This window comes from Candidatus Planktophila versatilis, from assembly GCF_002288265.1.
GTDB lineage: Bacteria > Actinomycetota > Actinomycetes > Nanopelagicales > Nanopelagicaceae > Planktophila > Planktophila versatilis.
This window is the reverse complement of sequence record NZ_CP016778.1, coordinates 118,201-142,715: the sequence shown is the minus strand read 5'-3', so window position 1 is coordinate 142,715 and position 24,515 is coordinate 118,201. Positions and strand designations below refer to the sequence as shown.

Here is a 24,515-nt window from a genome sequence, read left to right as displayed (position 1 = left end):
CATTAGACTGCGCAGGTGCGATTTAAATTTACCAATCCCTTTGCGGAGTTTCCGCGTGAGGTTGGCGTCATTGTCTTTGCCTCATTCTTTGTGGCAGTGGGCTTCGGAATCATCGCACCCACGATTCCACTCTTTGCTAGATCATTCGGAGTCAATCACGCTCAAGTTGGTGCAATCGTCTCGACATTTGCTTTTGCACGTTTTGCATCGGGGCTCATCTCCGGAAAATTAGTTGATAAATTCGGTGAAAGATGGGTTTATTCAGTTGGTATCGGTTTCGTAGCTCTGACTTCATTTGCTGCAGGCCTTGCTCAGAATTACGAGCAGCTACTGATTTTTCGCGCTGTCGGCGGAATCGGATCTTCTATGTTCTCTGTTGCAGCTGGTTCAATTCTTGTTCGAGCAGTCGGTGACGACCACCGCGCACGCGTGCAGTCACTCTATAACGGGACCTTTCTGCTGGGAATGATTGCTGGACCTGCAGTAGGTGGAGCACTCTCCGCATTTTCACTACGTGCTCCCCTGCTGATCTATGGAGTATTCCTTCTCGGTGCCAGCTCATCCGGTGCAATTTTATTGCGTCACTCAGCACTTGCAGCCAAGCCGAGCGGCGACCAACAAAATGATGTGGTCACTCTCAAATCTGCATTAGCGCTAAAGCCATATCGAATCGCACTCTTTGTTTCGTTCTGTGCAGCTTGGACATTCTTCGGAATGAGTCGCTCAATCTTGCCGCTATTTATTGTCGAAGATCTTAAAATATCTCCCGCAGTGATGGGCTTCGGTTTCACGCTGACTACCTTGATTCAAGGCGCCTTCCTCCTTAAAGCTGGAAGAATGTCAGATATCAATGGCCGCCGATTCTCTCTCATTGTGGGCACTTCCCTCACTGCACTCTTTGCACTCACCCTTGTCTTCACGATGAACTCCTGGATGTTCTTTCTTGCTAGCGCCATCGTCGGTATAGGTGGAGCTTTCCTTTCCACTACTCCCGCGGCCGTCGTGGGCGATGTGATTGAGGGTAAGGGCGGTCAGGTTATTGGCTTATTTCAAATGTCTGCTGATGCCGGAGCGATGGTTGCACCTGTGCTCCTTGGTGCAATCGCAGATTCTTATGGGTATCAACCAGCTTTCGCGCTTACCGCTGTGATGATGGCAGCAGCCGTTATGGCATCAATAAAATTGCCCGAGACGCGGTCTTCGCATCTCGGGCAATCTCAGTAATATTAAATTACTGACTATTGATTAATCGTTACTGCGAAGAATTGAAATTAGTCGCAGTACTTCAAGATAGAGCCAGACCAAGGTAACCATGAGGCCAAATGCACAGCGCCATGATTCCTCTTGTGGAACGCCAGCTGCAACTGCCTTCTCAATCTGATCTAGATCCATCACGATAAACATTGATGCGAGCGCTACTCCACCTACAGAGATAAGTAGACCGAGGGCTCCACCTGGGAAACCAATAAAGATTGTTGCTACGCCAAAGATGACATACCCAATGAGTGAGCCCATCATGATGCGACTGAACTTTGGTGTCACGCGAATCTTGCCACTGCGATAGGCAAGGAGAACTCCACCGAAGGCACACGCTGTTGCAATAACAGCTTGGCCAACGATTCCATTGTATGAATCGTTATAGATGCGGCTGATAGTTCCGAGTGCCAAACCTTGGGCTGCGGCATATGCAATAACTAGCGGTGGGCGAACTTTCTTCGAAAATGAATTGACCATCGCGAGAATAAAACCGCCGATGAATCCGATGAGGGCAAGTGTTGGGCTATTTGCGCGCCAAGCAAAGGCTCCGACTACAACGAGTACAGCAAAGAGTCCTGCGGTCTTAATGACGACATCGTCAATAGACATTGGTGCAGATGATGGACGACTCTCGATTGTGTTGAGGTCGCGAGTGCCGACTGCATCACCCTTGATACGAGCGAAACCGCGGCCGCTAAGGACTGGGTTAGAACTGCGCATGAATTTCTCCTTATATATGTGCGAGAACGAGCTCCCGTACGGCATATAACGTACGGCAAACCAGGAAAATTTCCAGTTTTAGGGGGTAAATACGCTCAGCGAACCGGAAGATAGGGGGCGAGCACGCCACCTTTACGGAACACGTATTGGTTCAGATGCAGATGTCGAGCTTTAAAACCTGCCGCTGAAGCTAGCAGGTAGTAGTTCCACATTCGTCTAAAGCGCAGATCGTATTGAGGAATCTCATCCCACTTGGAATTAATATTTTTGTGCCAATGCAGCAGCGTTGTCTCGTAATCGAGTCCAAAATTGTGAGTGTCCTCCAGGACAAAGAGCCCTTCGGCCGCGTTACTAATCTGCCCAGGAGATGGAATTACTCCCCCAGGGAAGATATATCGATTAAAGAATGGGTCTGTGTTGCTCTGGGGAACTGTGCTTGATATGAGATGGTGCAACATAATTCCGTCATCGACCAGCAGTTCATCGCACTTGGTAAAGAACTCTTTAAAGTTTTTGGGCCCTACATGCTCCATCATTCCTACCGAAACAATACGGTCAAATCGGCCGGTTAGATCTCGATAATCCATCTGCACAAAATTTATATCTAGTCCGGCTGACTTCTCTCGTGCCAAGATGATCTGTTGATCTGCCGGAGAAATTCCGGTTGCAATAACGCCATAGTTTCTTACCGCATGGCGCAGGAGCCCTCCCCAACCGCTTCCGATATCAAGCAGGGTCATACCTTTTTCAAGTTTTAGTTTGCGACAGATTAAATCAAACTTAGCTATCTGCGCCTCATCTAACGTTTTTGCATTTTGCCAATATCCGCAGCTATAGGCCATTTCACTATCTAGCATTCGCGTATATAGGTCATTACCGATGTTGTAATGATGTTTAGCATTCTTTGCAGCTTTTGATTTAGTCTGCATATTCAAAATCTTAGATTTCAACGCACTTGCAACTAAAGGAATTGAAGGCTTGAGAAAGGATGTTGCATCAACAGTTAACAACCTGGTGAGCATCTCATCAATATCTTGGCACTCCCACCAGCCATCCATGTAAGCCTCACCCAGGCCAAGCTGATGCTGGGATGCAACGCGATCCCATAGTTTTTCATTCTTTACCTGCAAGCTCCATGGCTCACTGGAGTTAATTGGCACATTACTTTTTTCCAGAATGGAAAGACAGAGATCTTTGCTACTCATTTAATCACCCACAGAATATTTCTTAAGTTAGATTGAGCAGCTCATATCAGAACCGCAGCACATTGGAGATTTAATCTTTCCTTCGCACTGTGGGCAACGAGAAATTTGAACATTGCTGCCATCAGGGAGGGCAAGAGAGTCATTGACCAAAGGCAGGTTGCAGTTTGCACAGCTTGCATTAACAGACATTTCACACTTGGCACATGAATAAGTAGCGAGCATTTTTTGATCTCCTGGTCTCGGTTGAATTGGGAAATATTACTTTCCCGCTAGCGATTATTCAAGAGAATTCGTGCGCGAAGATAACCAAACAACCTGCACAACGTGCCCCCAATCGGACTCGAACCGATACTGGAAGGATTTTAAGTCCTCTGTCTCTGCCATTGGACTATGGGGGCCAATAGAGATGCGAAGTCTACTATGCGAAAAGTTACTTAATACCCGCGAACTTAGCTGCTTTCTTCAACACTGAATCGAGCATTGGCTTGGTGAGTTTGCCTGTGAAAGTGTTCTGTTGACTTGGGTGGTAACTACCAATGATTAAGTAGTCAATCTTGTTATGTGAATACTTAATCGTGGATCCATGTCCAAACTTTGTTGGTGGGATTTTATGTCCTTGCGCCTTTAACGACTTGATTAATACCTGCCAGCCAAAGTTTCCCAGTGCGACAAAAGATCTCACTGCGGGCGCAATAAGCTGGAGTTCATTTTCAAAATAGGGAGCACATGTGTCGCGCTCTTCAGTGGTGGGTTTATTCCCTGGTGGAGCACAACGCACAGCCATTGAGATTCGAGTTTCTTTGAGCACTTGTCCATCATCACGCGAAGTAGATGTTGCAATCTTTGCAATACCGATTCGGTGTAATGATCCGTAGAGCCAATCACCGGAAGAGTCACCGGTGAAGATTCGCCCCGTGCGGTTGGCACCGTGGGCACCGGGTGCCAACCCAACGATGAGCATCTTGGGCTTAGTTGAACCAAATCCAGTTACTGGCTTTCCCCAGTATGTCTCGTTTTCATATGACTTACGCTTTACCACTGCAACTTCTTCGCGCCACTCAACTAACCGAGGACATTGATGGCATTTGATAATTGCCTTATCAAGTAATTCAATCGACTTATACAAGTGACCAAGCCATTCCATCGAGAATATCTGATTCAGATGCAACAAATTCGAAAGCGCCGGTTGCGAGCATGATGCGTGAGAGGACAAGTGAACCAGCACCGATTACATCAACGCGACCCGGGTGCATATATCCAAGTGCCTCGCGATCTTCTCGCTTGCTCGAAAGAAACATCTTTGAAGTTGCATGGACCTTCTCGGCAGAGATTCGGGAGAGATGGATTGCATATCTGTCATAGGTGCGCAGTTCTAGAGCAGCAGCTGCAACAGTAGTTGCCGTGCCAGCTACTGCAATCAAAGTCTTCGATTCAGTTATAGGAACAATCTTGGCAGCTTGGGCGATTGCCTCATCAATATCTTCGATTGCTGCAGCAATTTGGCCAGGATCGGCATCGCCGCCAGTGAAGTGGCGCTCTGTCATTCGGACACAACCAATATTCATACTCTTTGCAAATTCCACATCGGTGGTGCCAAAGACAAATTCAGTTGATCCCCCACCAATATCAATGACAAGAAAGGGTCCGTCTGTGGCTGGGAAATCTCGCGTGGCACCTTGGAAGGAAAGTGCTGCTTCTACTTCTCCAGGAATTACTTCAGGTGCAATACCAAGTCGCTCTTTCACACCATCAATAAATAAGTCTCTATTTGTTGCATCGCGCGTTGCACTTGTGGCACAGAAGCGAATCTTTTCAACGCCGCGCTTCGCTATTTCGGTTGCGAATTTATTTACGGCAGCTAGTGTGCGCAGGATTGCATCGGGGTGGAATTGGCCGGTCTTATCAACGCCTTGGCCTAGGCGAACAATCTCCATCTCGCGATGTATTTCGCGAAAGTTGGCACCTTCAATATCGGCAATCAGCAAGCGAATTGAATTGGTACCGCAATCAATAGCGGCTACTCGCATGACAAGTGCTTCCACCACTCGGGCAGCGCTGCAAGTGCTTCATCGCCCAATGGGTTTACACCCGGTCCTGCAGAAAGTGAATGAGCAATAAGTGAGTGCAGGCATTTGACGCGATTGGGCATACCACCTGCTGAAACATTTTCTACCTCTGGAACATCTATCTGCAGCGCAGAACGAGCTGCAATGTAATCATCGTGCGCCGCTGCATATTCACCTGCTAATACAGCGTCAGTTTCAAGTCGGGCCTGCATTTCACCCATCATGCCAGTTGTTTCCAGAGTTGAAATCGCTGCGGTAAGACGTGGGCAGGTTGCATAGTAGAAAGTGGGAAATGGTTCACCGTTACTAAGCCGTGGTGGTGTTTCGACAACAGCAGGCTTTCCGCAGGGGCAGCGATAGGCAATTGCGTGGACATCACGAGGTGTGCGCCCTAATTGATTTTCAATAACAGCCAGATCTGCATCCGTTGGTCTGCGATTGTCAGCGCTCACCCTTTACCTGCTTCGGTAATTGAGGCAATCATGCGGGTATACCAAGGTTGTCCTTCGGGAAGATTGCTCACAACATCGGTCTGGGCAGGCTGGTCAGAGTTCTCGCCATCTGTTCCGGTAACAATGTATTGCCGCTCACCTGGCAGCACGAAGTGCAGTCGTTCGCGGGCTTGAGACTTTATATATTCAGGATCTTGCCAGAGCAGTAACTCTTTGCGGGCTGCATCAAGTGCTGAGTTATCACTCTTCAGCTGTGATTCAAGAGCATTAATTTGTGCGCGCTGCACAAAGTAATTCTTAATTGGCGGAGCCAGGAAAAGGGCTAACATAAAAAAGATTGCTGTCACAGCAAGCAAGCGTCCAGATCCCTGGCGGCGATTAAAATTAAGATTCCGCGAACGGTAACTTTTCTTTCGCTTTCCAGAACTAGATTTGAGCGCCATCTTTTGTGATTAGCCTTTAAAGCGTGGGAATGCTTGGCGGCCGGCATAGACCGCGCCATCAGATAGTTCCTCTTCGATGCGAAGAAGTTGGTTGTATTTAGCAACGCGCTCTGTGCGAGAAGGTGCACCAGTCTTGATTTGTCCGCAGTTTGTGGCAACAGCTAAGTCTGCAATTGTGGTGTCTTCAGTTTCACCTGAGCGGTGAGACATCATGCTGCGATAGTTAGCGCGATGTGCCAGATCTACCGCATCCAAAGTTTCAGTAAGAGTTCCAATCTGATTTACCTTCACAAGCAAGGCGTTAGCGGTATCGGTATCAATTCCCTTTGCCAGACGCACAGGGTTGGTAACAAATAGGTCATCTCCCACAATCTGAATCTTTGCGCCAAGGGAAGAGGTCATTGACTTCCAACCTGCCCAATCTTCTTCATCTAGTGGATCTTCAATGGAAACGATTGGGTAGGCGCTCACAAGCTCTGCGTAGTAAGCAATCATTTCATCAGAGGTGCGAAGTGAGCCTTCGAACTTGTACTTACCGTTCTCGTGGAACTCAGTTGCAGCCACATCCATAGCGAGAGCTATCTCTTTGCCTGGCTTAAAGCCTGCTGCGGTAATTGCTTCAAGGATGAGATCAAGTGCGGCGCGATTGCTATCAAGGTTAGGCGCAAATCCACCTTCATCGCCAACAGATGTGGCAAGTCCACGCTTTTTAAGTACTGCTTTTAGTGCGTGATAAATCTCAGCACCCCAGCGAAGTGATTCGCGGAATGTCTCGGCGCCAATGGGAGCAATCATAAATTCTTGAATATCAACGTTGGTATCTGCGTGTGCTCCGCCATTGAGGATATTCATCATTGGTACTGGCAGCACATGGGCATTTGGTCCGCCCACGTAGCGAAAGAGTGAGAGGTGTGAAGATTCAGCTGAAGCCTTTGCAACAGCAAGTGAAACTCCAAGAATTGCATTCGCACCCAAGCGTGACTTATTGGGAGTGCCATCGAGTGCGATCATCTCTGAATCAATCAGGCGCTGATCTTGTGAGTCATAGCCTTCGATTTCTGGTGCGATTTCATTGTTAACAAAGTCAATCGCCTTCAGAACACCTTTACCCAGATAGCGCTTCTTATCGCCATCTCGTAGCTCTGCTGCTTCAAATGCTCCGGTAGATGCACCACTTGGTACTGCAGCTCGTGCTTGAGTTCCATCTTCGAGTTGAATCTCAACCTCAACTGTTGGATTTCCGCGAGAATCTAGAATTTCGCGAGCGCCGATTGCTTCGATAATTGCCATGTGGTCTCTCCTGTTATAGAAAATCTGTCGATTGAGCGCTCGACGTTGAGGGCAGGAGGTAATCCTATCGCGAGCCTGATTGCTCCTTCGCAAGAATTTCGGCAATCATCTTTCGAGCCTGCGCACGTAAGGCATTCTCAGGATCGATGCCATTGGCATGTGCCCAGCCAATGACTGAAGCAAGTGCCGCGCCAACGGCGCTTTCATTGGCCTCTTCTTCAGTGGTGTAGCCGGCAAGCTCCAATTCAACTCCGTATTTTTCAGCGCGATAGAAAATCTTAGAAACTAGTGGCAGTGCGGGCTGAGACATCGCAATGCCATCAATGGCAGAGGTGCGCCCCTTCTCTCTGGCTTTAATTGCTTCCCAGTTTTCAATAATCTCTTGCGTGCCGCTGACTTTAAGGTTTTCAAAGACATGCGGGTGGCGACTGATTAATTTATCTGCAATAGCTCTTGCTACATCTTCGATTGAGAAGGGATCGGTTGGATGGTCCTGGGCGATGCGAGAATGGAAATAGACCTGAAGTAATACATCGCCAAGTTCTTCCCGCATCCCGGCGCGATCATCGGTCTCAATGGCATCGATGAATTCATAAGACTCTTCCAGCAGATATTTGATAAGTGATGCATGGGTTTGTTCCGCATCCCAAGCACAGCCACCTGGTGAACGAAGGCGGTCCATCACCTCAACTAGGCGTTGAAGTTCTGACTGTGACATGAGCTTTACTTATTTGATGGAACTACAGCTGATCCGGCAGAATCTCCAGGAATCAAATCACCTGAGGCGTCATCCCATACGCCATAACGAGGATTAACTGTGACGTTAAGTTGCTCAGCTTTTTTCTGAAGTAGCTCACTGATCCTTGCCTGAACCTCTGCTTCGGCAACTCCACCCATTGCAAGAGCACCAGATAATTTATTTGAGATGATGGTGGCGCGTAGATAGCGGTCGAAATTCGATGGCGCAATCTGCGCGGCAACTAAACTCTTGGAAAGTTCTGTCTCTCCACCAATTTGGCTATAAATGCCTTGGCGAGAGTTCTCAAGTTCTGTCGCTGAAACAGTGATTTTTAGCTCTTTCGCAATTTCATCAAACACCGTTGTAATAATTGTGAAGCGAAGTTGGCTTCGGTTAAGAGCGTTGCCAGTTTCAAATTGGGTATCTGCCGTATCAATCTTTGCGCGCTCTGCTAAGAGTTCATCAATCTTTGATTGCGCCTGTGCCTGCGTGATGGTGATATCGCCAATTGATGCAGCGGTATCTGCTTTTGCGCATCCGGTCAGAGCAAGTGCTGACAGAACAGCAATCACAGTAAGGAACTTCTTCACGAGGTGCTCTCTTTCGTTACATCATCGAGGGATTTTGCAGCCCACTCCAGGAGAGAAGTATCCCCTATGACTGCCGAGCCTTGCGCCGTCGGTGTCCATGCGGCAGCGCGCGGAATGGCAATCATCACGGTATTGGATGCCGATTTGTAGAGCGAGCCCGGAAAAAGTCGGTTCAGTCTGAGTTGTTTTGATTCCGGCAGATTCAGTGGCGAAATGCGCAAGTACTTACCGGCTGCCACAACCTCTCGCACGCCGAGAGATTTTGCAAATGCTCGTAATTGCGCAACTCGAAGCAAGGAGAGCGCCTCGTGAGGTGGTTCTCCGAATCGATCAACTAGTTCCTCTTGAATCGATTTAACTTCGGCATCGTTTCGCACATCAGCTAATCGCCGGTAGAGATCAAGTCTTAGCCTTTCACCTGGAACATAGCTTTCAGATAGGTGGGCATTGACTGGCAGTTCAACTTTGCATTCGTGGTTCTTCTCTTCGGTTTCAATAAAACCAGTCTTATATCCGTTGACCGCTTCACCCACCATGCGCATGTATAAATCAAAACCGACATCTGCAATATGTCCTGACTGCTCTCCGCCGAGCAGATTGCCAGCACCACGTATCTCTAGGTCTTTCAGTGCCACTCGCATTCCAGAACCTAAATCCGTGTTCGTTGCAATTGTTTTCAATCGGTCTAGTGCAATTTCTGAAAGTGGCTGATCTGGTGGATAGAGGAAGTAGGCATATGCGCGCTCTCGCCCGCGACCCACTCGACCACGTAGTTGGTGCAACTGGGAGAGTCCGAAGTTTTCAGAGCGTTCCACAATCAAAGTATTTGCATTGGCTATATCGAGTCCGCTCTCAACAATGGTGGTGCAGACCAAGATATCGAAATCACGATTCCAGAAGGCGAGAATGACATCTTCAAGTTGGCCTTCACTCATCTGACCATGGGCAATTCTTATTCGGGCCTCTGGTACTAACTCTTGTAACTTTGATGCTGCTCGGTCTATAGATTCAACTCTGTTATGGATGTAAAAGACTTGTCCATCGCGTAAGAGCTCGCGGTGAATCGCGGCCTTTATCTGCGCATCTTCGGCTGGTCCCACATAAGTAAGGATGGGATGGCGCTCTTCCGGCGGAGTAGTGATGGTGGACATCTCACGGATTCCGGTAACAGCCATCTCTAGCGTGCGCGGAATAGGGGTGGCAGACATGGCCAGCACATCAACAGTGGTGCGCATCTTCTTCAAGGACTCTTTCTGCTCAACTCCAAAACGTTGTTCTTCATCGACAATCACAAGGCCAAGATCTTTAAATTGCACATCGTTTGAAAGGATGCGGTGTGTGCCCACTACAACATCTACTGACCCTTGCGCCAAGTCAGCCAAAATTTCTTTGCTCTCTTTTGCTGTGTTAAAGCGCGAGAGCCCAGCGACTTTTATGGGGAAACCTGCATATCGTTCAGCAAAGGTTTTTGTGTGTTGTTGCACAAGGAGCGTTGTGGGAACCAACACTGCAACTTGCTTGCCATCTTGAACAGCCTTGAAGGCTGCTCGGATTGCAATCTCAGTCTTTCCATAACCCACATCACCACAAATGATTCGATCCATTGGATATGGGCGTTCCATATCTCGTTTGACATCTTCGATTGTGGAAAGTTGATCCGGTGTTTCAATATAAGAAAAAGCATCTTCTAACTCTCGCTGCCATGGAGTGTCAGGTGAGAAGGCATAGCCAGGAGCGCTGGTGCGCGCTGCATATAAGCGAATTAACTCCCCTGCAATCTGGCGTACCGCCTTGCGGGCACGGCCCTTAGCCTTAAGCCATTCACCGCTTCCGATGCGATGCACTGTGGGAGTTTCCCCACCTACATACTTACTGATTTGCTCCAACGTATCTGTGGGAACAAATATTCGATCACCTGGTTGACCACGCTTTGCTGAGGCATACTCAATAACCAAATATTCGCGCGTCACATCTGCCACGGTGCGTTGCACTAGCTCGATATATCTACCAATTCCGTGTTGTTCGTGCACAACAAAATCACCGGTTCGTAGTTCAAGCGGATCAATTGCCTGCTTGCGTTTAGAAGGCATACGCGCGCCATCTTTGGTATTTGTCTTACTGCCCGATAAGTCACGTTCTGTCACGAATAAAACTCCGGCATGGCTACTTGCGAATCCATAAGCCATGACAGATTGCGTGATGTGAATTGCGCCTTTCGTTGGCTGCGCTGAAAGCTCGGCAGTCATCTGCACCGGTAGGTCAGCATCGCGAAAGATTCCGGCATACCGCTCTGCCATACCGTGGCCGGGAGTTGAGAAAATCACGCTCTCGTGAGCTTCTAGAGCAGTGCGCAGCAATTCACAGAGAGATTCCACATTTCCGCGCATGGGATCAATCGGAGAGAAATCTAAGAACACGGCGCTGGAATCAAGATCGCTACCAAAAGAATTTAGTGAGCGGACCGGGATCGATAGCCGGCTCATTTCTTGCTCAAGTCCCGACCAATCTAAGAAAGTTACTTTCTCAACAGGTAATGGCGCGTTGCCACCTATGGCAGCACTTGACCACGAGGCAGCTAAGAATTCAGCATTTGTTTCAATCAGATCAGCTGTTCGAGTCTTTATTCGTTCTTGATCTAAGAAAAAGACTTCCGTGCTTGCAGGTAATCGATCCAAAATTGTTTCGAAGTCATCGGTCAGTAGTGGAATCAGAGATTCCATTCCATCAACAATCATTCCTTCGGTAATTTTCTCGAGAATTTCAATTGCTGATGGGTATTGCTCTTTCAAAGCTTCCGCACGTTCTCGAATCGCATCAGTGAGTAAGAGTTCACGACACGGCAAGATTGAAAGTTTGCCCACTACTGGCGATGTGGTTCTCTGATCTGAAACATCGAAATATGACAACTCTTCAATTTCATCACCGAAGAAGTCAATGCGCACAGGATGTGCGGCAAGTGGCAAAAAGATATCGACGATCCCGCCTCGCACCGCAAACTCGCCTCGTTTTTCCACAAGATCGGTACGGGTAAATGACAGTGCAGTCAGGTGCGTTGCTAACTCAGTCAGTGCTATCTCTTGCCCGATTTCAAGAGTCCACATCGGAGTGTGAGCAAGGTCTGCAATGAATCTGTGAATGACTGCTCGAATAGGTGCGACCACAATGGGATTACCTGTCGGAGTCTTTAGCGCATAGAGCGTTGCTAGTCGTTTGGCGACAGTGTCACTACGAGGGCTCAGCCGTTCGTGCGGCAAAGTCTCCCAAGCTGGAAACTCAAATACATCTGGGTGTAAAGATTTCAATTCATCAGCAAGATCTTCGGCGGCCTTGCTAGAGCTGGTGATGACCAGTAGCGGCTTGCTTGCTGCTCTGATTGCCAAGAGAAATGGGTAGGTTGGAGAAGGAGCAATAATTTTTTCGCTATCTGCAAGAGCCGAGGTCACTTCATCATCGCGCTGCAGAAGTTGTATTAACCCGCGCATCAAAGCCTCCTCGGTAGATACTGACTTGCCGGCAAAACGCCGCAAGGCCCCTCTTCAAAAAGAAGGGGGGCTAGTAATTACAGTCTAGCGATGACTAGATGTATGTGAGAATTCTCCAATGACCACCAAATCAACGGACACAGCCAAGAGCTTGGTTGCATCAGATGATGCCACTCTTCGCGCCGATGTCCGCCATTTGGGAGATCTCTTAGGTCAGTCCTTAGTTCGCCAGGAAGGCCCCGAGCTGCTTGAACTTGTTGAAAGCGTTCGAAAGAGTGTTCGCGAAGGTGGCGGCGTTGAAATTCTGGAAAAACTCTCCGTCGAAGATTCCGTTCAGTTAGTACGTGCATTTAGCACTTACTTCAACTTGGCAAATGTGGCAGAGCAAGTTCACCGCTCGCGAGTTCTAGCCGAAGTTCGCGCCGAAGGCGGTTCTTGGATTACACGCGCAATCGACAAGATTGAAGATGCAATTGCAAATCCTGTTGCAGGTCACGAAATTTCTCACGAAGATCTCGTTAAGTGGATTAGTGAATTAGATGTGCGACCAGTTTTTACCGCACACCCCACTGAAGCTGCTCGCCGTTCTGTCTTAAGTAAATTGGGTGAAATCGCTTCACTTCTTGATACCCCCGCAAGTGTTACGCAAGATGAGCGTTTAGCTGAAACTGTTGATCTACTTTGGCAGACAGATGAGTTGCGACTAGATCGCCCAGAGCCACTCGATGAAGCGATGAACGCCTTGTATTACCTCGATGATCTTGCCACCACCACGGTTCCTGAAGTTCTCAACGACTTCGCCCGCGAGTTAAAGCGAATTGGAATTGAATTACCTGTGACATCCAGACCTTTAACATTTGGAACCTGGATTGGCGGTGACCGTGATGGAAACCCAAATATCACACCTGCAATTACCGAAGACGCTGTGGTGCTTCAGGTCGGCCATGCAATTAGAACCACGATTGCGGCAATGAACAAGCTGCGCCAGATGCTCTCAGTTTCTACCCGCATTGCAGGTGCTACACCTGAACTAAGCGCATCTGTTGAAAAAGACTTAAAGAATATTCCAGAATTTGAAGAGCGATTTTTGCGCCTAAACGTGCAAGAGCCATACCGACTCAAGGCCACCGCAATTGTTCATCGCCTTGCCTTTACTCGCCAGCGCCATGCTGCGCGTGGTCCACATGTTCCAGGTCGCGACTACAAGAACACTGCAGAACTTCTGGCAGATCTCACACTCATGCGCGATTCACTCTTTGCCCATCGCGGTGAACTTCTTGCAACTGGCTTACTTGAACGCACCATTCGCGCAGTAGCTGCCTTTGGTCTGACCCATGCAACCCTAGATATTCGTGAGCATTCTGATGCTCACCACAAGGTGCTGCAGCAAATGCTTGGCCCAGACTATGCCGGACTTTCACATGAAGCGAAGTTTCCAATTCTGATAGCTCAGCTTGCATCTTCGGCGCCCCTTGATGCCTCAAAGCTAGATGCCGCGGGTGCGAAGACACTCAATACCTTTGTGGCAATTGCAGATCTCATCGAACGATTTGGCTCCGAAGTAATTGAAACCTACATCGTCTCGATGACAAAGGGTGCTGATGATCTCATCGCAGCAACTGTTCTCGGTAAGCAAGCTGGGCTTGTTGATATTGATAAGAAGATTGCCAAGATTGGATTTGCGCCACTTCTTGAAACAGTGGCAGAGCTGCGCGCAGCAGGTGAAATTCTCGAGAAGTTGTTAGCTAACCCTACCTACCGCACCCTGGTCGCACTACGCGGTGATGTGCAAGAGGTAATGCTGGGATACTCAGATTCAAATAAAGATGCCGGAATCGCAACATCGCAGTGGGAGATTCACCGTGCACAGCGCATGCTGCGCGACGTTGCAGTCAAGCACGGCGTGAAGCTTCGTCTATTCCATGGTCGTGGTGGTTCGGTCGGTCGCGGTGGAGGGCCGACATATGACGCACTAATTGCCCTTCCTTGGGGTTCAGTTGATGGCCAAATCAAGATGACCGAACAAGGTGAAGTTATTTCAGATAAGTACTCACTGCCAGCTCTTGCGCGCGAGAATGTCGAACTCACTTTGGCCGCATCACTTGAGGCAACAATTCTTAATCGTGGGCCGCGACAGAGCGCTGAAGATTTGCAAAAATGGAATGACTGCATGAACTTAGTAAGTGACAACTCCTTTACTCGCTACCGTGCACTAGTTGATCATCCAGATCTTCCCGCCTACTTCTATGCCTCAACTCCGGTTGAACAACTTGGAAATCTCTTCCTTGGATCTCGTCCGTCGCGTCGCCCTGATGCAGCCGGTGGTCTTGATTCACTGCGTGCTATTCCATGGGTATTTGGTTGGACCCAATCTCGTCAGATTGTTCCTGGCTGGTTTGGTGTGGGCTCGGGGTTAAAAGCTGCTCGTGAAGCTGGAAAGTCCGATGTGCTTAAACAGATGCTTTCAGAGTGGCACTTCTTCGCAACATTTATTAGCAATGTTGAGATGACTCTTGCTAAGACTGATCTTGTTACGGCAAAGCATTACGTTCAAACCCTTGTTCCATCTGAGCTACATCACTTCCTAGATGTAATCACTGCAGAGTTTGAACTCACTGTTGCCGAGATTCTCACTCTGACCGGCAAGACATCATTGCTGGGAGACCAACCAGTCTTAGCTCGCACGCTGCAAGTCCGCGATACCTATCTTGCTCCACTGCAACTTCTGCAAGTGACCCTGCTCAGTCGTGTGCGCGAGCAAGGAGAAAAGGCCGACCCAGCTTTGATCCGTGCGCTGCTGCTCACAATCAACGGTGTTGCAGCGGGACTTCGCAATACCGGCTGATCAGCTGTTGAATTTACTCTGAGTTAAATCAAGTCCTTTTTCAATCAAGAACTCAACACAGTCCGCGCCTCGATCAATAAATTCCTCGAGTGATTTCTTCTCTTCTTTACTAAATTGCTTGAGCACAAAGTCTGCCGGATCTTGTTCGCCCATGGGGCGGCCGATTCCAAGTCGAATACGGAAATACTCTGCCGTGCCGAAAGAAGATGTCAGTGATTTCAAACCGTTGTGGCCGTTGTCACCGCCCGCAAGCTTTGCGCGAATTGCTGCGTATCCAATATCTAGCTCATCGTGGAGCACAATGATTTTCTCTGGTTCTACTGAATAGAAGGATGCGAGGGCTTTAACGGGGCCGCCAGTTTCATTCATATAGCTTTTGGACTTAGCCAGAATGATTGAGTGAGCATCAATACCAACGCCTAACTTGAAGGCGGCAATATCGCAACGAGATTTATGGGATGAGAGTTTTAGATTGTGACGTTTAAGAAGATGGTCAATAACCATCTGACCCACATTGTGACGGGTGGCAGCGTATTCATCGCCCGGGTTTCCGAGCCCCACTACCAACCACGTCATATGCGAAAGTCTAAGTGTTAAGCGTCCTTCTTCTCTGCATCTGCAGCAGGTGCCGCCGCAGCAGCATCATCATCGGCGGCAGGTGCCACAACTGCAACTTCTTCAACGATTGTTGAGCGCTCTGACAAGTGAACAATAATTGTGTTCGCTGGGCTCACTAGCGTGGTTCCCGCAGGCAGTACTACATCGGATGCGTACTTTGAAGTTCCGGCTGTCATTCCTTCAATATCAAGAACCAGGAATTTAGGAATCGATGTTGCTTCTGCTTCAATTTCAATTGAGTTGTGCTGGTGCTCAAGGATGCCATCTGGATCATGCTTGCCTTCTGTGTGAACAGGAACGGCAACAGTAACCTTCTCACCGCGGCGCACTAGTACGAGATCGATGTGCTCAAGGATCTGCTTGAGTGGATGGCGAACAATCGACTTTGGCAGGGTGAGCTCTATCTTTCCATCGATATCAATATTAAGAAGAACGTTTGACTCTTTAAGTGCAACACCGAGTTCGCGTGCTGGAAGAGTGATGTGAACTGGCTTCTCACCATGGCCGTAGATGACAGCTGGGACTAGACCTGAAACGCGTGCGCGACGTGATGCGCCCTTGCCGAATTCAGTGCGTGTAGTTCCCTTGATTGATACTTCTGCCATGTTAAAGCTCCTCTAATAGATACTTCTTTATGTTGCGAAGTTCCAGCAGGAGTTGATGCCTACGCCGTCGATCACGGATAAATTTCACCCTCGCCGGAACAAGGTGAAGGCTAGCGTGAGTTAGCTATGTCCGTCAAAAAGGCTGGTTACTGAGCCATCTTCGAAGACTTCGCGTATTGCCCGAGCCAAGAGGGGGGCGATTGTGAGCACTGTGAGCTTGTCGAATTTCTGGTCCTCAGTGAGCGGAAGTGAGTCGGTAACGACTATCTCCACTGCTCGTGATTCTTTAAGGCGATCAACTGCTGGGCCGGAAAAGACTGCATGTGTTGCTGCCACGATGACATCTTTTGCGCCGCCTTCAAAGAGTGCGTCAACTGCCTTAGTAATTGTGCCGGCGGTATCAATCATGTCATCGATAACAACGCAGGTGCGCCCCGTGACATCTCCAACAACTTTTCCAACAACTGCCTCATTAGGAATGAGTGGATCGCGGGTCTTATGAATAAACGCGATAGGACAGCCGCCAAGAAGTTCTGACCAACGTTCTGCAACGCGAACACGGCCTGAGTCTGGTGAAACGATGGTGAGCATGGAACGGTCAACTTTGCTGCCGACATAATTTGCCAGCATTGGAAGTGCGAAGAGGTGATCAACTGGTCCGTCGAAGAATCCTTGAATTTGTGAAGTGTGAAGATCGACAACCATAAGGCGGTCGGCGCCAGCTGTCTTAAATAGATCGGCCATGAGGCGCGCGGTTATCGGTTCGCGACCTCTGCTCTTCTTATCCTGACGAGCATATGCATAAAAAGGTGCGACTACCGTGATGCGCTTTGCTGAGGCACGCTTGAGGGCATCAATCATGATGAGTTGTTCCATGATTTGTTTATTGATTGGGGTCGAGTGTGACTGAATTACAAATGCATCACAGCCGCGGACTGATTCTTCAAAGCGAACAAAAATTTCACCATTGGCAAAGTCATAAGCCGAAGTCGGTGTGAGTGGAATACCTAGCTCTTGGGCAACTTGCTCTGATAATTCTGGGAATCCGCGGCCTGAAAAGAGACGAAGTTTTTTCTCTGAGGACAATCGGATTTCGCTCAAGGAAGTTAGCCTTTCTGCTCGTCGCTACTGTGGCGCGATGCCGCCTCAGCAGATTTTGTACCGGGGCGCTTACGCAGTACCCAACCTATTACATTTCTCTGCTTTGCTCTGCCAACGCCAATCGCGCCGGGAGGAACATCTTCGGTAATGACAGAGCCGGCGGCGGTATATGCGCCATCTCCGATTGTCACGGGCGCAACTAACATCGAATCGCTTCCGATCCGAACGTGGTCGCCCACCACGGTGTAATGCTTTTCCACGCCGTCATAGTTCACAAAAATCGTGGCCGCACCGATATTGCTGCCCTCGCCAATCACGGCATCTCCGACATAAGAAAGGTGAGGGACTTTTGAGCCCTCACCCAGAGTTGCATTCTTCATCTCAACAAATGCGCCAGCTTTAGAGCCGGTTAGTAATTTGGTTCCAGCGCGCAAGAATGTAAATGGCCCGACATTTACTGATGCACCGATAATCGCTTCCGTGCAATGAGATTCAAGTACGCGGGCGCTTTCACCCACTGTGCAATTGTGAAGAGTTGAACGTGGGCCAACCACGGCCCCGCTTGCCACCGTTGTTGTGCCAGTAATTGCAGTGCCAGGCATGAGGATGACATCTCTTTCAATCTTGGCTGTGGAATCCACCCACGTGCTTAATGGATCCACGATGGTGACACCTTCACGCATGAGATCTTCGTTGATGCGATCGCGCAAAAGCGCAGCAGATTCAGCTAGCTGCACGCGGTCGTTAACACCGAGAATCTCAAAAAAGTCATCAATCAGAACTGGTGCAATGGTGCCACCTTCATTGCGCAGAATTTCAATGACGTCGGTCAGATAGAGCTCGCCCTGAGAATTCTCTGTTTTAAGTTTTCCGATTGCACCCGCTAGCTTTGCCGCATCAAATGCATACACTCCTGAGTTAACTTCAATAATTTCTTTTTCACTCTCATCGGCATCACGTTCTTCCACGATGCGAGCCAAGGAGTCATCATCGGCCCGAATAATTCGGCCATAACCGGTTGGATCTGGATGTAGCGCAGTCATAACAGAGGCGGTAAATCCACCTGCATGATGGTGCTCGAGTAATTGTGTGAGCGATGTTCCTGTGAGCATCGGGGTATCACCAGCGAGAATTAAAATCGTGCCAGTTGGCTTTAAGCCAACGAGTGCTAATTGTGTTGCATGGCCGGTGCCGCCACGTTTTTCTTGAAAGACAGTTACTGCATGTGGAGCAATCTCTGCGATGTGTGCTTCTACTTTTTCCCGGCCCGCGCCAACAACGACACGAACTTGCTTAGCCGACAGGCCACTGACTGCGTGCAATACGTGACCAACGAGTGTGCGACCAGAAATTGAATGAAGAACTTTAGGCGTAGCAGACTTCATACGCGTTCCTTCTCCCGCAGCGAGAATCACTACGGTTTCTAGGTTCATGCGGTAAGTCTACTTGCTCCGCCACCAGGTATCGATCCTGGACCCTGGGCTTCAAAGGCCCATGTGCTAGCCACTACACAATGGCGGAACCTATATTCTCCCTTATATTCGGTAGTGCTCGCGACCACTAAACTCACTTCTTATGGAGCAACGCGATGAAGTCGACCGCCTCATTGCGGCGTGGAAGCACGAACGCCCCGACTTGGACCTCACTCCCCTTTCGGTGTTAAGCCGCATCACCCGAATTTCGCGACACCTGGATATCGCCCGCAGAGATGCATTTGGCGAACTTGAGAATTGGGGCTTCGATGTATTGGCGGCACTTCGTCGCGCTGGCACGCCATACCAACTTTCACCAGGACAGCTCATGCAAGAAACGATGGTTACTAGTGGCACCATGACAAATCGTTTAGATCACTTAGAAGATTTACAACTGATTACCCGCCAACCAGATCCCAGCGATGGTCGAGGATCACTAGTGACGCTGACAAAATCTGGAATCCGCGCAGTAGATGCGGCGATGGAAGAGCTACTGAGTAACGAACGTAAATTACTCAAGGAACTCACCGGGAAAGATCGTGAGCAGCTCGCTGATTTACTTAGTTCATTGGTCTCTAAATTAGATAGAGCGGTTGAATAAAAACTTACTAAATTATTTTGGCACCGTGTACCGGACCATGTGCTCGAGTCACACTTCCAACAACACCACTTGCAGTAAGAGCCACAGCTAAATCTAACCCGGCATCTTCATCAGCTACCAAGAATGCAACAGTTGGCCCTGAACCAGAAACTATTGCTCCCAGTGCCCCGTAATCGCGACCTACTTCAAGCACCAGACTGAGTGCTGGGCGTAATGAGCATGCTGCGTTCTGTAAATCATTTGTGAGCGCTTTGCCCACACCTTCGGCATCTGCTGCCAATAAAGATTGCATCAATACATCTGATACTTGTGGCGCTGCAATATCTAACTCCGAACGCATGCGATCGCACTCGGTATAGACAGCTGGCGTAGATAAACCAACGCTAGAAAGTGCTAATACCCAGTGATAGGTACCGCGAGAAAGTGCGGCGGTAAGCTGATCTCCGCGGCCTTGCCCAATTGCAGTTCCACCAGAGATCATAAATGGCACATCACTTCCAAGTTCAGAACCCATTGCGTGTAGCTCTTCCCGCGACATCTCTAACTGAAAGAGTGAATCCATCGCAATCAGAGTTGCTGCCGCATCGGCGCTGCCACCTGCCATTCCGCCAGCGACAGGAATGGATTTCTTAACTTCTATATGCACATCAACAGCAAAATCAAACTTACTTCCAACCAATAAGGCAGCTTTCACGGCCAAATTTGAATGGTCTTCTGGAACCCCGTGGGTGTGCTCGCCTGTGACAGAGATTGTGACGCCACTTCCAGCATGACTTTTTGAGACAGTGACATCATCAAAGATTGATATCGCTTGAAAGACAGAGACAAGATTGTGGAAACCATCAGATTCGCGCGGTCCAACAGATAACTGCAGATTCACTTTGGCCGGAACCCGAACGGTTACTGAATTATTTCCCACGTTAAAACTCTACCCTTGTTTCGCAATTGCGCAGAAGGCACTGATATCAAGTGCTTCACCGCGCAGTGTTGGATCTATTCCGGCAGCGGTGAGGTGAGATTCGGCAGCTGCAGAGCCGCCATAGAGTGAGGAAAGAGCTGAGCGCAACATTTTGCGTCGTTGCGCAAATGCTAAATCGATGATGGTAAATACCTTCTTGCGAAGTTCTTCATCTCCTGGTGTTGGGCGGCGAACAAAGGCAACTAACTTTGAATCAACATTAGGTTGTGGCCAAAAGATGGAACGCGATACCGAACCAGCGCCAGTGACATCAGCCCACCATGCCGCCTTCACGCTAGGAATTCCATACTCCTTTGAATTTGGTTTTGCGGCAAGTCGATCTGCAACCTCTGCCTGCACCATCACCACACCGCTTCGCAGTGAAGGAAATATCTCAAGTAAGTGCAAGAAAACTGGCACTGAAACGTTATATGGCAAGTTCGCAATCAAAACTGTGGGTGCAACTGGCAGGCTCTTTAGCGTAAGCGCATCTTGATTAATAACAGTCAGCAGTTCTGCACGCTCAGAATGTTTGGCAGCCGTTGCCGGAAGTTGACCTGCTAGCCGAGCATCAATTTCCACCGCAATTACTGATTGCGCTTCTTCCAACATCGCCAGCGTGAGTGAACCAAGACCTGGTCCGATTTCAAGTGCGATATCACTTGATGTAAGCCCAGCAGTTCGCACAATCTTTCGACACACATTGCCATCATGAACAAAGTTCTGCCCCAGCGACTTTGAAGGTTTGATATTTAAGGCAGCTGCTAACTCACGAATCTCAGAAGCACCAAGCAGGCTCATACAAAGCTTCCAAATATGCGCTCTGCATTAACCGAGAGCGCGGTGGCAAGCTCAGCTACATCATCATTACGTTCTGCCGCCATCGCCCGGACAATATTTGCAATTTGTGCCGGGGTATTAAGTGCTCCTCGGTGTGGAGTTGGCGCCAAGAAAGGAGAATCTGTTTCCACAAGGAGTTGATCATGTGGAACTAACTTCACCGCTTCTCGTAGCTCCGGTGCGTTCTTAAATGTCATCGTGCCGGCAAAGGAGAGGATATAGCCGCGCTCAATACAGATCTTCGCCATTGCCACATCGCCTGAGAAACAATGAAAGACAGTCTTTTCAGGTGCGCCCACTTCTAGTAACACCGATAAAACATCCTCGTGAGAGTCGCGGTCGTGGATTACTAGCGCCTTCTTAGTCTTCTTTGCTAATTCGATATGCCATTTAAAAGATTCTTGTTGCCGCTTTTGCAGCTCTGGTGGAGTACGGAAATAATCTAATCCAGTCTCACCGATAGCGCGCACGCGTGGTTCTTGGGCAAGTTTTTCAATGATGGCCCAATCGCGTTCTAAATCTTTAACTACAGGAGCTTCATTCGGATGTAGCGCAACAGCTGCTAAAACTCTTCCCGGATAGAGATTGGCCAGATCAACACACCACTGAGATTGTTCTGCTGAATATCCCACCTGAACAACGCGATCAACATTTACTGATTTAGCCTCATCTAAAATCGTGCGCACGGCAGCAGAGTCAGCTGCATCATTAGTAACTATTTCAAGGTGTGCATGTGCATCGACGGTGGGAACTGGGAGTGGCTCTGGAAGTGGAGCTTGCTGGCGCTCAATATCTCGGTTGTGGCGATCTGCCATAAAAAATTACTCTTTAACTTCTAACCGTGGAAAGAGAACCGGGGTCTTAGTCACTATTGCACCTTGTGGAAGTTGTCCCCATGTTGCAACCTGTGAAATCTCTTGCTTACCAATTTCACCTAGGGCTGCTTGAGCACCGAGTGATTCCCACAAAATTTGCGTGGTTGCCGGCATTACTGGGTGTAACAAGATGGCAAGTGCGCGTAAAGATTCAGCGGTGTTATAAAGAATTGCCTCGAGTTCGCCCTGATTAGCAGGATCTTTCGCAAGAATCCACGGCTCTTTCTCGGTAACAAAACCATTGACTCGCTTGCAGTAATCCATGATGGCGTTAATTCCACCCTGGAAATCAAGTGCCACCATCGCTGCATCAGCCTTCTCCACCGTTTCTTTCAGAGCTTGCTCAAGCCCGGCATCGTGGGCAACTGCTGGCACGGTGCCACCACAATACTTTTCAATCATGGCAGCAAGTCTTGATGCTAGGTTTCCAAAGTCATTTGCAAGTTCAGATGTGTAACGGGCGCTCATATCTTCCCAAGAGAATGACCCATCGCTGCCAAATGGAATAGCGCGTAGGAAGTAATAGCGAAATGCATCGACCCCAAAATGGTCAGTAATATCTGAAGGAGCAATACCGGTGAGCTTTGACTTACTCATCTTCTCGCCGCCAACAAGTAACCAACCGTGCGCAAAGACCTTCTTAGGTATATCAATTCCAGCAGCCATCAGCATTGCCGGCCAAATCACAGCATGGAAGCGCAAAATATCTTTTCCAACTAAGTGCACATCTGCGGGCCAGGTAGCGGTAAATTTCTTGCCACCTTCTGAATCAGGTGCGTCGGTGAGTCCTACCGCTGTGGCGTAGTTAAGGAGTGCGTCAAACCAGACATAAACAACTTGATCTGTATCCCACGGAACTGGAATTCCCCAGTCGAATGTGGAGCGCGAAATTGAAAGATCAGAAACGCCACCTTCAAGAAATGAAACCACTTCATTGCGAGCACTTTCTGGCTGGCATGCTTCTGGGTTTTTCTTGTAGTGATCTAGAAGCGGTTGGGTAAAATCAGAGAGTTTGAAGAACCAGTTATTTTCATTGACTAGCTCAATTGGCTTGCTATGAATCGGGCAGAGTTTTTCACCGTCGCTATCGATGAGATCACCTGGTAGTTTAAATTCTTCACAGCCAACGCAGTATGGGCCTTCATATTTTCCAGCATAGATATGTCCGGAATCTTTTAAGGATTGCAGGAACTTCTGCACGCGTTCTGTGTGCCGGGGCTCAGTTGTGCGAATAAAGTCATCGTTTGCGATATTAAGCGCTTGCCAATTGGGCTTCCACGCATCGGCGACTAATTTATCTACCCAGGCTTGCGGGGCAACGTTATTTTGTTCGGCAGTGCGCATGACTTTCTGGCCGTGCTCATCTGTTCCGGTTAAGAACCAGACTGACTCACCACGTTGACGATGCCAACGAGTAAGGACATCGCCGGCAACCGTTGTATATGCATGGCCAATATGTGGCGCATCATTTACATAGTAAATAGGCGTTGTCAGGTAGAAAGACTTCATCTGCTCATCTTATTCGCATCGACTACCGCTGCATAAACGATCTTCTTCGGAATCGAGAATTCTTCGGCAACGGTGGCAATTGCTCCCTTGCGGTCCATCCCGGCCACTTCATATTCACGAACTCGGGCAACGGCATCATCTGCTGTGCGCACTTCTGAACCTGCGGCAACTCCAGCAATCACAAGTGTAATTTCGCCCAGAACTTCGCGGCCTGCGGCCCACGCAATAAGTTCTGAAAGCGGTCCTCTAATTGTTTCTTCGTATGTCTTTGTCATTTCCCGACATATTGCGGCAGCTCTATCAGCACCCAATATCGCGGAAGCATCTACTAGTGATTCATGTAAGCGATGCGGTGCTTCAAAGATGACCATTGTCCGTTCTTCAAAACGAAGGGATTCATAGAATGAAGTACGTGCACCGTGCGCGCGAGGTGCAAAGCCCTCAAAGGTGAAGCGATCTGTTGGTAGCCCAGAGAGTGCAATAGCCATGGTGGGAGCACTTGGTCCCGGAATAACAATGGTCGGTAACTTTTCGGCAATGGCATCTCGCATCAGACGAAATCCTGGGTCGCTAATTGTTGGCATTCCAGCATCGGTAACTACCAATACTTCTTTACCTTCACGTAATAGCGTGAGAATTTCTTGAGTGCGATCACTTTCATTTCCTTCAAAGAAGGAGATAATCCGCGCCGTAAAGGTGACTCCGAGATCTGATGCCAATCGATGAAAGCGACGTGAGTCTTCGGCGGCGATAATCTCGGCCGATTCAATTGCCATTTTCAGGCGTGCGCTTGCATCAAGGGGGTTTCCCAGTGGAGTTGCAGCAAGAACTAGTGCCATATGCGAAT

General features: G+C 48.8%; 23 protein-coding genes and 2 tRNA genes. 3 read left to right on the top strand and 22 right to left on the bottom strand.

The window, feature by feature from the left end; genetic code table 11:
• The first annotated feature begins 15 nt into the window (after positions 1 to 15).
• Positions 16 to 1,224, top strand: a complete 1,209-nt coding sequence (locus tag A1sIIB76_RS00680; RefSeq protein WP_095684320.1) for an MFS transporter — start codon at positions 16 to 18, stop codon at positions 1,222 to 1,224.
• Positions 1,225 to 1,245: 21 nt separating this feature from the next.
• On the opposite strand, the gene A1sIIB76_RS00675 is transcribed toward A1sIIB76_RS00680, so the two are convergent.
• From A1sIIB76_RS00675 to mfd, 12 genes are all read right to left on the bottom strand, one after another.
• On the bottom strand, positions 1,246 to 1,977 hold the full coding sequence (locus A1sIIB76_RS00675; protein WP_095684319.1) for a Bax inhibitor-1/YccA family protein: 732 nt from the start codon (positions 1,975 to 1,977) through the stop codon (positions 1,246 to 1,248).
• A gap of 95 nt (positions 1,978 to 2,072) precedes the next feature.
• Positions 2,073 to 3,182: a cyclopropane fatty acyl phospholipid synthase gene (cfa, locus tag A1sIIB76_RS00670; protein WP_095674341.1), complete on the bottom strand. Its 1,110-nt coding sequence runs from the start codon at positions 3,180 to 3,182 to the stop codon at positions 2,073 to 2,075.
• Between the two features lie 27 nt (positions 3,183 to 3,209).
• Complete coding sequence (locus A1sIIB76_RS06980; RefSeq protein ID WP_095674340.1) at positions 3,210 to 3,404, bottom strand: hypothetical protein; 195 nt, start codon at positions 3,402 to 3,404, stop codon at positions 3,210 to 3,212.
• Positions 3,405 to 3,507: 103 nt separating this feature from the next.
• A tRNA-Leu gene (locus A1sIIB76_RS00660) sits at positions 3,508 to 3,580 on the bottom strand.
• A 32-nt stretch (positions 3,581 to 3,612) separates the two neighbouring features.
• Positions 3,613 to 4,326 (bottom strand): uracil-DNA glycosylase, encoded by a 714-nt coding sequence (locus tag A1sIIB76_RS00655; protein WP_095684318.1) that lies wholly within the window; start codon positions 4,324 to 4,326, stop codon positions 3,613 to 3,615.
• Positions 4,301 to 5,209, bottom strand: coding sequence for a Ppx/GppA phosphatase family protein (locus tag A1sIIB76_RS00650; protein WP_095684317.1), 909 nt, complete (start codon positions 5,207 to 5,209; stop codon positions 4,301 to 4,303). Before A1sIIB76_RS00650 ends, A1sIIB76_RS00655 begins: the two co-directional genes overlap by 26 nt.
• Complete coding sequence (locus A1sIIB76_RS00645; protein WP_095693259.1) at positions 5,200 to 5,700, bottom strand: DUF501 domain-containing protein; 501 nt, start codon at positions 5,698 to 5,700, stop codon at positions 5,200 to 5,202. Before A1sIIB76_RS00645 ends, A1sIIB76_RS00650 begins: the two co-directional genes overlap by 10 nt.
• Positions 5,697 to 6,047, bottom strand: coding sequence for an FtsB family cell division protein (locus tag A1sIIB76_RS00640; RefSeq protein WP_223298773.1), 351 nt, complete (start codon positions 6,045 to 6,047; stop codon positions 5,697 to 5,699). The genes A1sIIB76_RS00645 and A1sIIB76_RS00640 overlap by 4 nt, the downstream gene beginning before the upstream one ends.
• Before the next feature lie 105 nt (positions 6,048 to 6,152).
• Positions 6,153 to 7,433, bottom strand: a complete 1,281-nt coding sequence (gene eno / locus A1sIIB76_RS00635; protein WP_095674323.1) for a phosphopyruvate hydratase — start codon at positions 7,431 to 7,433, stop codon at positions 6,153 to 6,155.
• Positions 7,434 to 7,497: 64 nt separating this feature from the next.
• The gene (locus tag A1sIIB76_RS00630) at positions 7,498 to 8,151 is read right to left on the bottom strand and encodes a nucleoside triphosphate pyrophosphohydrolase (protein ID WP_095684314.1); all 654 of its coding nucleotides are present in this window, start codon (positions 8,149 to 8,151) and stop codon (positions 7,498 to 7,500) included.
• Positions 8,152 to 8,156: 5 nt separating this feature from the next.
• The gene (locus A1sIIB76_RS00625; RefSeq protein WP_095684313.1) at positions 8,157 to 8,762 is read right to left on the bottom strand and encodes a SurA N-terminal domain-containing protein; all 606 of its coding nucleotides are present in this window, start codon (positions 8,760 to 8,762) and stop codon (positions 8,157 to 8,159) included.
• On the bottom strand, positions 8,759 to 12,244 hold the full coding sequence (gene mfd / locus A1sIIB76_RS00620; RefSeq protein ID WP_095696720.1) for a transcription-repair coupling factor: 3,486 nt from the start codon (positions 12,242 to 12,244) through the stop codon (positions 8,759 to 8,761). Before mfd ends, A1sIIB76_RS00625 begins: the two co-directional genes overlap by 4 nt.
• 118 nt (positions 12,245 to 12,362) lie before the next feature.
• Here mfd and ppc point away from each other — a divergent pair, with 118 nt between their 5' ends.
• Positions 12,363 to 15,089, top strand: a complete 2,727-nt coding sequence (gene ppc, locus A1sIIB76_RS00615) for a phosphoenolpyruvate carboxylase (protein ID WP_095696719.1) — start codon at positions 12,363 to 12,365, stop codon at positions 15,087 to 15,089.
• On the opposite strand, the gene pth is transcribed toward ppc, so the two are convergent.
• The 5 genes from pth to A1sIIB76_RS00590 all read right to left on the bottom strand — a co-directional run bounded on the left by pth (position 15,090) and on the right by A1sIIB76_RS00590 (position 18,934).
• Positions 15,090 to 15,665 (bottom strand): aminoacyl-tRNA hydrolase, encoded by a 576-nt coding sequence (pth, locus tag A1sIIB76_RS00610; RefSeq protein WP_095684310.1) that lies wholly within the window; start codon positions 15,663 to 15,665, stop codon positions 15,090 to 15,092. It abuts the gene before it with no gap.
• A 17-nt stretch (positions 15,666 to 15,682) separates the two neighbouring features.
• The gene (locus A1sIIB76_RS00605) at positions 15,683 to 16,312 is read right to left on the bottom strand and encodes a 50S ribosomal protein L25/general stress protein Ctc (RefSeq protein WP_095684309.1); all 630 of its coding nucleotides are present in this window, start codon (positions 16,310 to 16,312) and stop codon (positions 15,683 to 15,685) included.
• Between the two features lie 120 nt (positions 16,313 to 16,432).
• Positions 16,433 to 17,413 carry a ribose-phosphate diphosphokinase gene (locus A1sIIB76_RS00600; protein ID WP_095684308.1) on the bottom strand — a complete coding sequence of 327 codons (981 nt, stop codon included), beginning with the start codon at positions 17,411 to 17,413 and terminating at the stop codon, positions 16,433 to 16,435.
• Between the two features lie 5 nt (positions 17,414 to 17,418).
• Positions 17,419 to 18,846 carry a bifunctional UDP-N-acetylglucosamine diphosphorylase/glucosamine-1-phosphate N-acetyltransferase GlmU gene (gene glmU / locus A1sIIB76_RS00595; protein WP_095684307.1) on the bottom strand — a complete coding sequence of 476 codons (1,428 nt, stop codon included), beginning with the start codon at positions 18,844 to 18,846 and terminating at the stop codon, positions 17,419 to 17,421.
• Between the two features lie 16 nt (positions 18,847 to 18,862).
• Positions 18,863 to 18,934, bottom strand: a tRNA-Gln gene (locus A1sIIB76_RS00590).
• A gap of 54 nt (positions 18,935 to 18,988) precedes the next feature.
• Between A1sIIB76_RS00590 and A1sIIB76_RS00585 the strand changes: the two genes are divergently transcribed.
• Positions 18,989 to 19,486 (top strand): MarR family winged helix-turn-helix transcriptional regulator, encoded by a 498-nt coding sequence (locus A1sIIB76_RS00585; RefSeq protein WP_095684306.1) that lies wholly within the window; start codon positions 18,989 to 18,991, stop codon positions 19,484 to 19,486.
• A 7-nt stretch (positions 19,487 to 19,493) separates the two neighbouring features.
• On the opposite strand, the gene A1sIIB76_RS00580 is transcribed toward A1sIIB76_RS00585, so the two are convergent.
• The 5 genes from A1sIIB76_RS00580 to rsmI are packed head-to-tail and all read right to left on the bottom strand — an operon-like array spanning position 19,494 to position 24,507.
• A complete protein-coding gene (locus A1sIIB76_RS00580) occupies positions 19,494 to 20,405 on the bottom strand; it encodes a 4-(cytidine 5'-diphospho)-2-C-methyl-D-erythritol kinase (RefSeq protein ID WP_095684305.1) in 912 nt (303 codons plus the stop codon).
• Between the two features lie 9 nt (positions 20,406 to 20,414).
• Positions 20,415 to 21,245, bottom strand: coding sequence for a 16S rRNA (adenine(1518)-N(6)/adenine(1519)-N(6))-dimethyltransferase RsmA (gene rsmA, locus A1sIIB76_RS00575; protein ID WP_095674312.1), 831 nt, complete (start codon positions 21,243 to 21,245; stop codon positions 20,415 to 20,417).
• Complete coding sequence (locus tag A1sIIB76_RS00570; protein ID WP_095674311.1) at positions 21,242 to 22,099, bottom strand: TatD family hydrolase; 858 nt, start codon at positions 22,097 to 22,099, stop codon at positions 21,242 to 21,244. The genes rsmA and A1sIIB76_RS00570 overlap by 4 nt, the downstream gene beginning before the upstream one ends.
• 6 nt (positions 22,100 to 22,105) lie before the next feature.
• On the bottom strand, positions 22,106 to 23,668 hold the full coding sequence (gene metG / locus A1sIIB76_RS00565) for a methionine--tRNA ligase (protein WP_095684304.1): 1,563 nt from the start codon (positions 23,666 to 23,668) through the stop codon (positions 22,106 to 22,108).
• Positions 23,665 to 24,507 carry a 16S rRNA (cytidine(1402)-2'-O)-methyltransferase gene (gene rsmI / locus A1sIIB76_RS00560; RefSeq protein ID WP_095684303.1) on the bottom strand — a complete coding sequence of 281 codons (843 nt, stop codon included), beginning with the start codon at positions 24,505 to 24,507 and terminating at the stop codon, positions 23,665 to 23,667. Before rsmI ends, metG begins: the two co-directional genes overlap by 4 nt.
• Positions 24,508 to 24,515 lie beyond the last annotated feature (8 nt).

Excerpts from the sequence above, each read along its gene's own strand:
- rsmA (WP_095674312.1), bottom strand. The coding sequence starts at position 21,245 with ATGAGCCTGCTTGGTGCTTCTGAGATTCGTGAGTTAGCAGCTGCCTTA.
- ppc (WP_095696719.1), top strand. The coding sequence starts at position 12,363 with ATGACCACCAAATCAACGGACACAGCCAAGAGCTTGGTTGCATCAGAT.
- eno (WP_095674323.1), bottom strand. The coding sequence starts at position 7,433 with ATGGCAATTATCGAAGCAATCGGCGCTCGCGAAATTCTAGATTCTCGC.
- metG (WP_095684304.1), bottom strand. The coding sequence starts at position 23,668 with ATGAAGTCTTTCTACCTGACAACGCCTATTTACTATGTAAATGATGCG.
- A1sIIB76_RS00585 (WP_095684306.1), top strand. The coding sequence starts at position 18,989 with ATGGAGCAACGCGATGAAGTCGACCGCCTCATTGCGGCGTGGAAGCAC.
- pth (WP_095684310.1), bottom strand. The coding sequence starts at position 15,665 with ATGACGTGGTTGGTAGTGGGGCTCGGAAACCCGGGCGATGAATACGCT.
- A1sIIB76_RS00605 (WP_095684309.1), bottom strand. The coding sequence starts at position 16,312 with ATGGCAGAAGTATCAATCAAGGGAACTACACGCACTGAATTCGGCAAG.
- A1sIIB76_RS06980 (WP_095674340.1), bottom strand. The coding sequence starts at position 3,404 with ATGCTCGCTACTTATTCATGTGCCAAGTGTGAAATGTCTGTTAATGCA.
- A1sIIB76_RS00650 (WP_095684317.1), bottom strand. The coding sequence starts at position 5,209 with ATGCGAGTAGCCGCTATTGATTGCGGTACCAATTCAATTCGCTTGCTG.
- A1sIIB76_RS00570 (WP_095674311.1), bottom strand. The coding sequence starts at position 22,099 with ATGGCAGATCGCCACAACCGAGATATTGAGCGCCAGCAAGCTCCACTT.
- A1sIIB76_RS00675 (WP_095684319.1), bottom strand. The coding sequence starts at position 1,977 with ATGCGCAGTTCTAACCCAGTCCTTAGCGGCCGCGGTTTCGCTCGTATC.
- A1sIIB76_RS00630 (WP_095684314.1), bottom strand. The coding sequence starts at position 8,151 with ATGTCACAGTCAGAACTTCAACGCCTAGTTGAGGTGATGGACCGCCTT.
- rsmI (WP_095684303.1), bottom strand. The coding sequence starts at position 24,507 with ATGGCACTAGTTCTTGCTGCAACTCCACTGGGAAACCCCCTTGATGCA.
- A1sIIB76_RS00655 (WP_095684318.1), bottom strand. The coding sequence starts at position 4,326 with ATGGAATGGCTTGGTCACTTGTATAAGTCGATTGAATTACTTGATAAG.
- mfd (WP_095696720.1), bottom strand. The coding sequence starts at position 12,244 with ATGCGCGGGTTAATACAACTTCTGCAGCGCGATGATGAAGTGACCTCG.
- glmU (WP_095684307.1), bottom strand. The coding sequence starts at position 18,846 with ATGAACCTAGAAACCGTAGTGATTCTCGCTGCGGGAGAAGGAACGCGT.
- cfa (WP_095674341.1), bottom strand. The coding sequence starts at position 3,182 with ATGAGTAGCAAAGATCTCTGTCTTTCCATTCTGGAAAAAAGTAATGTG.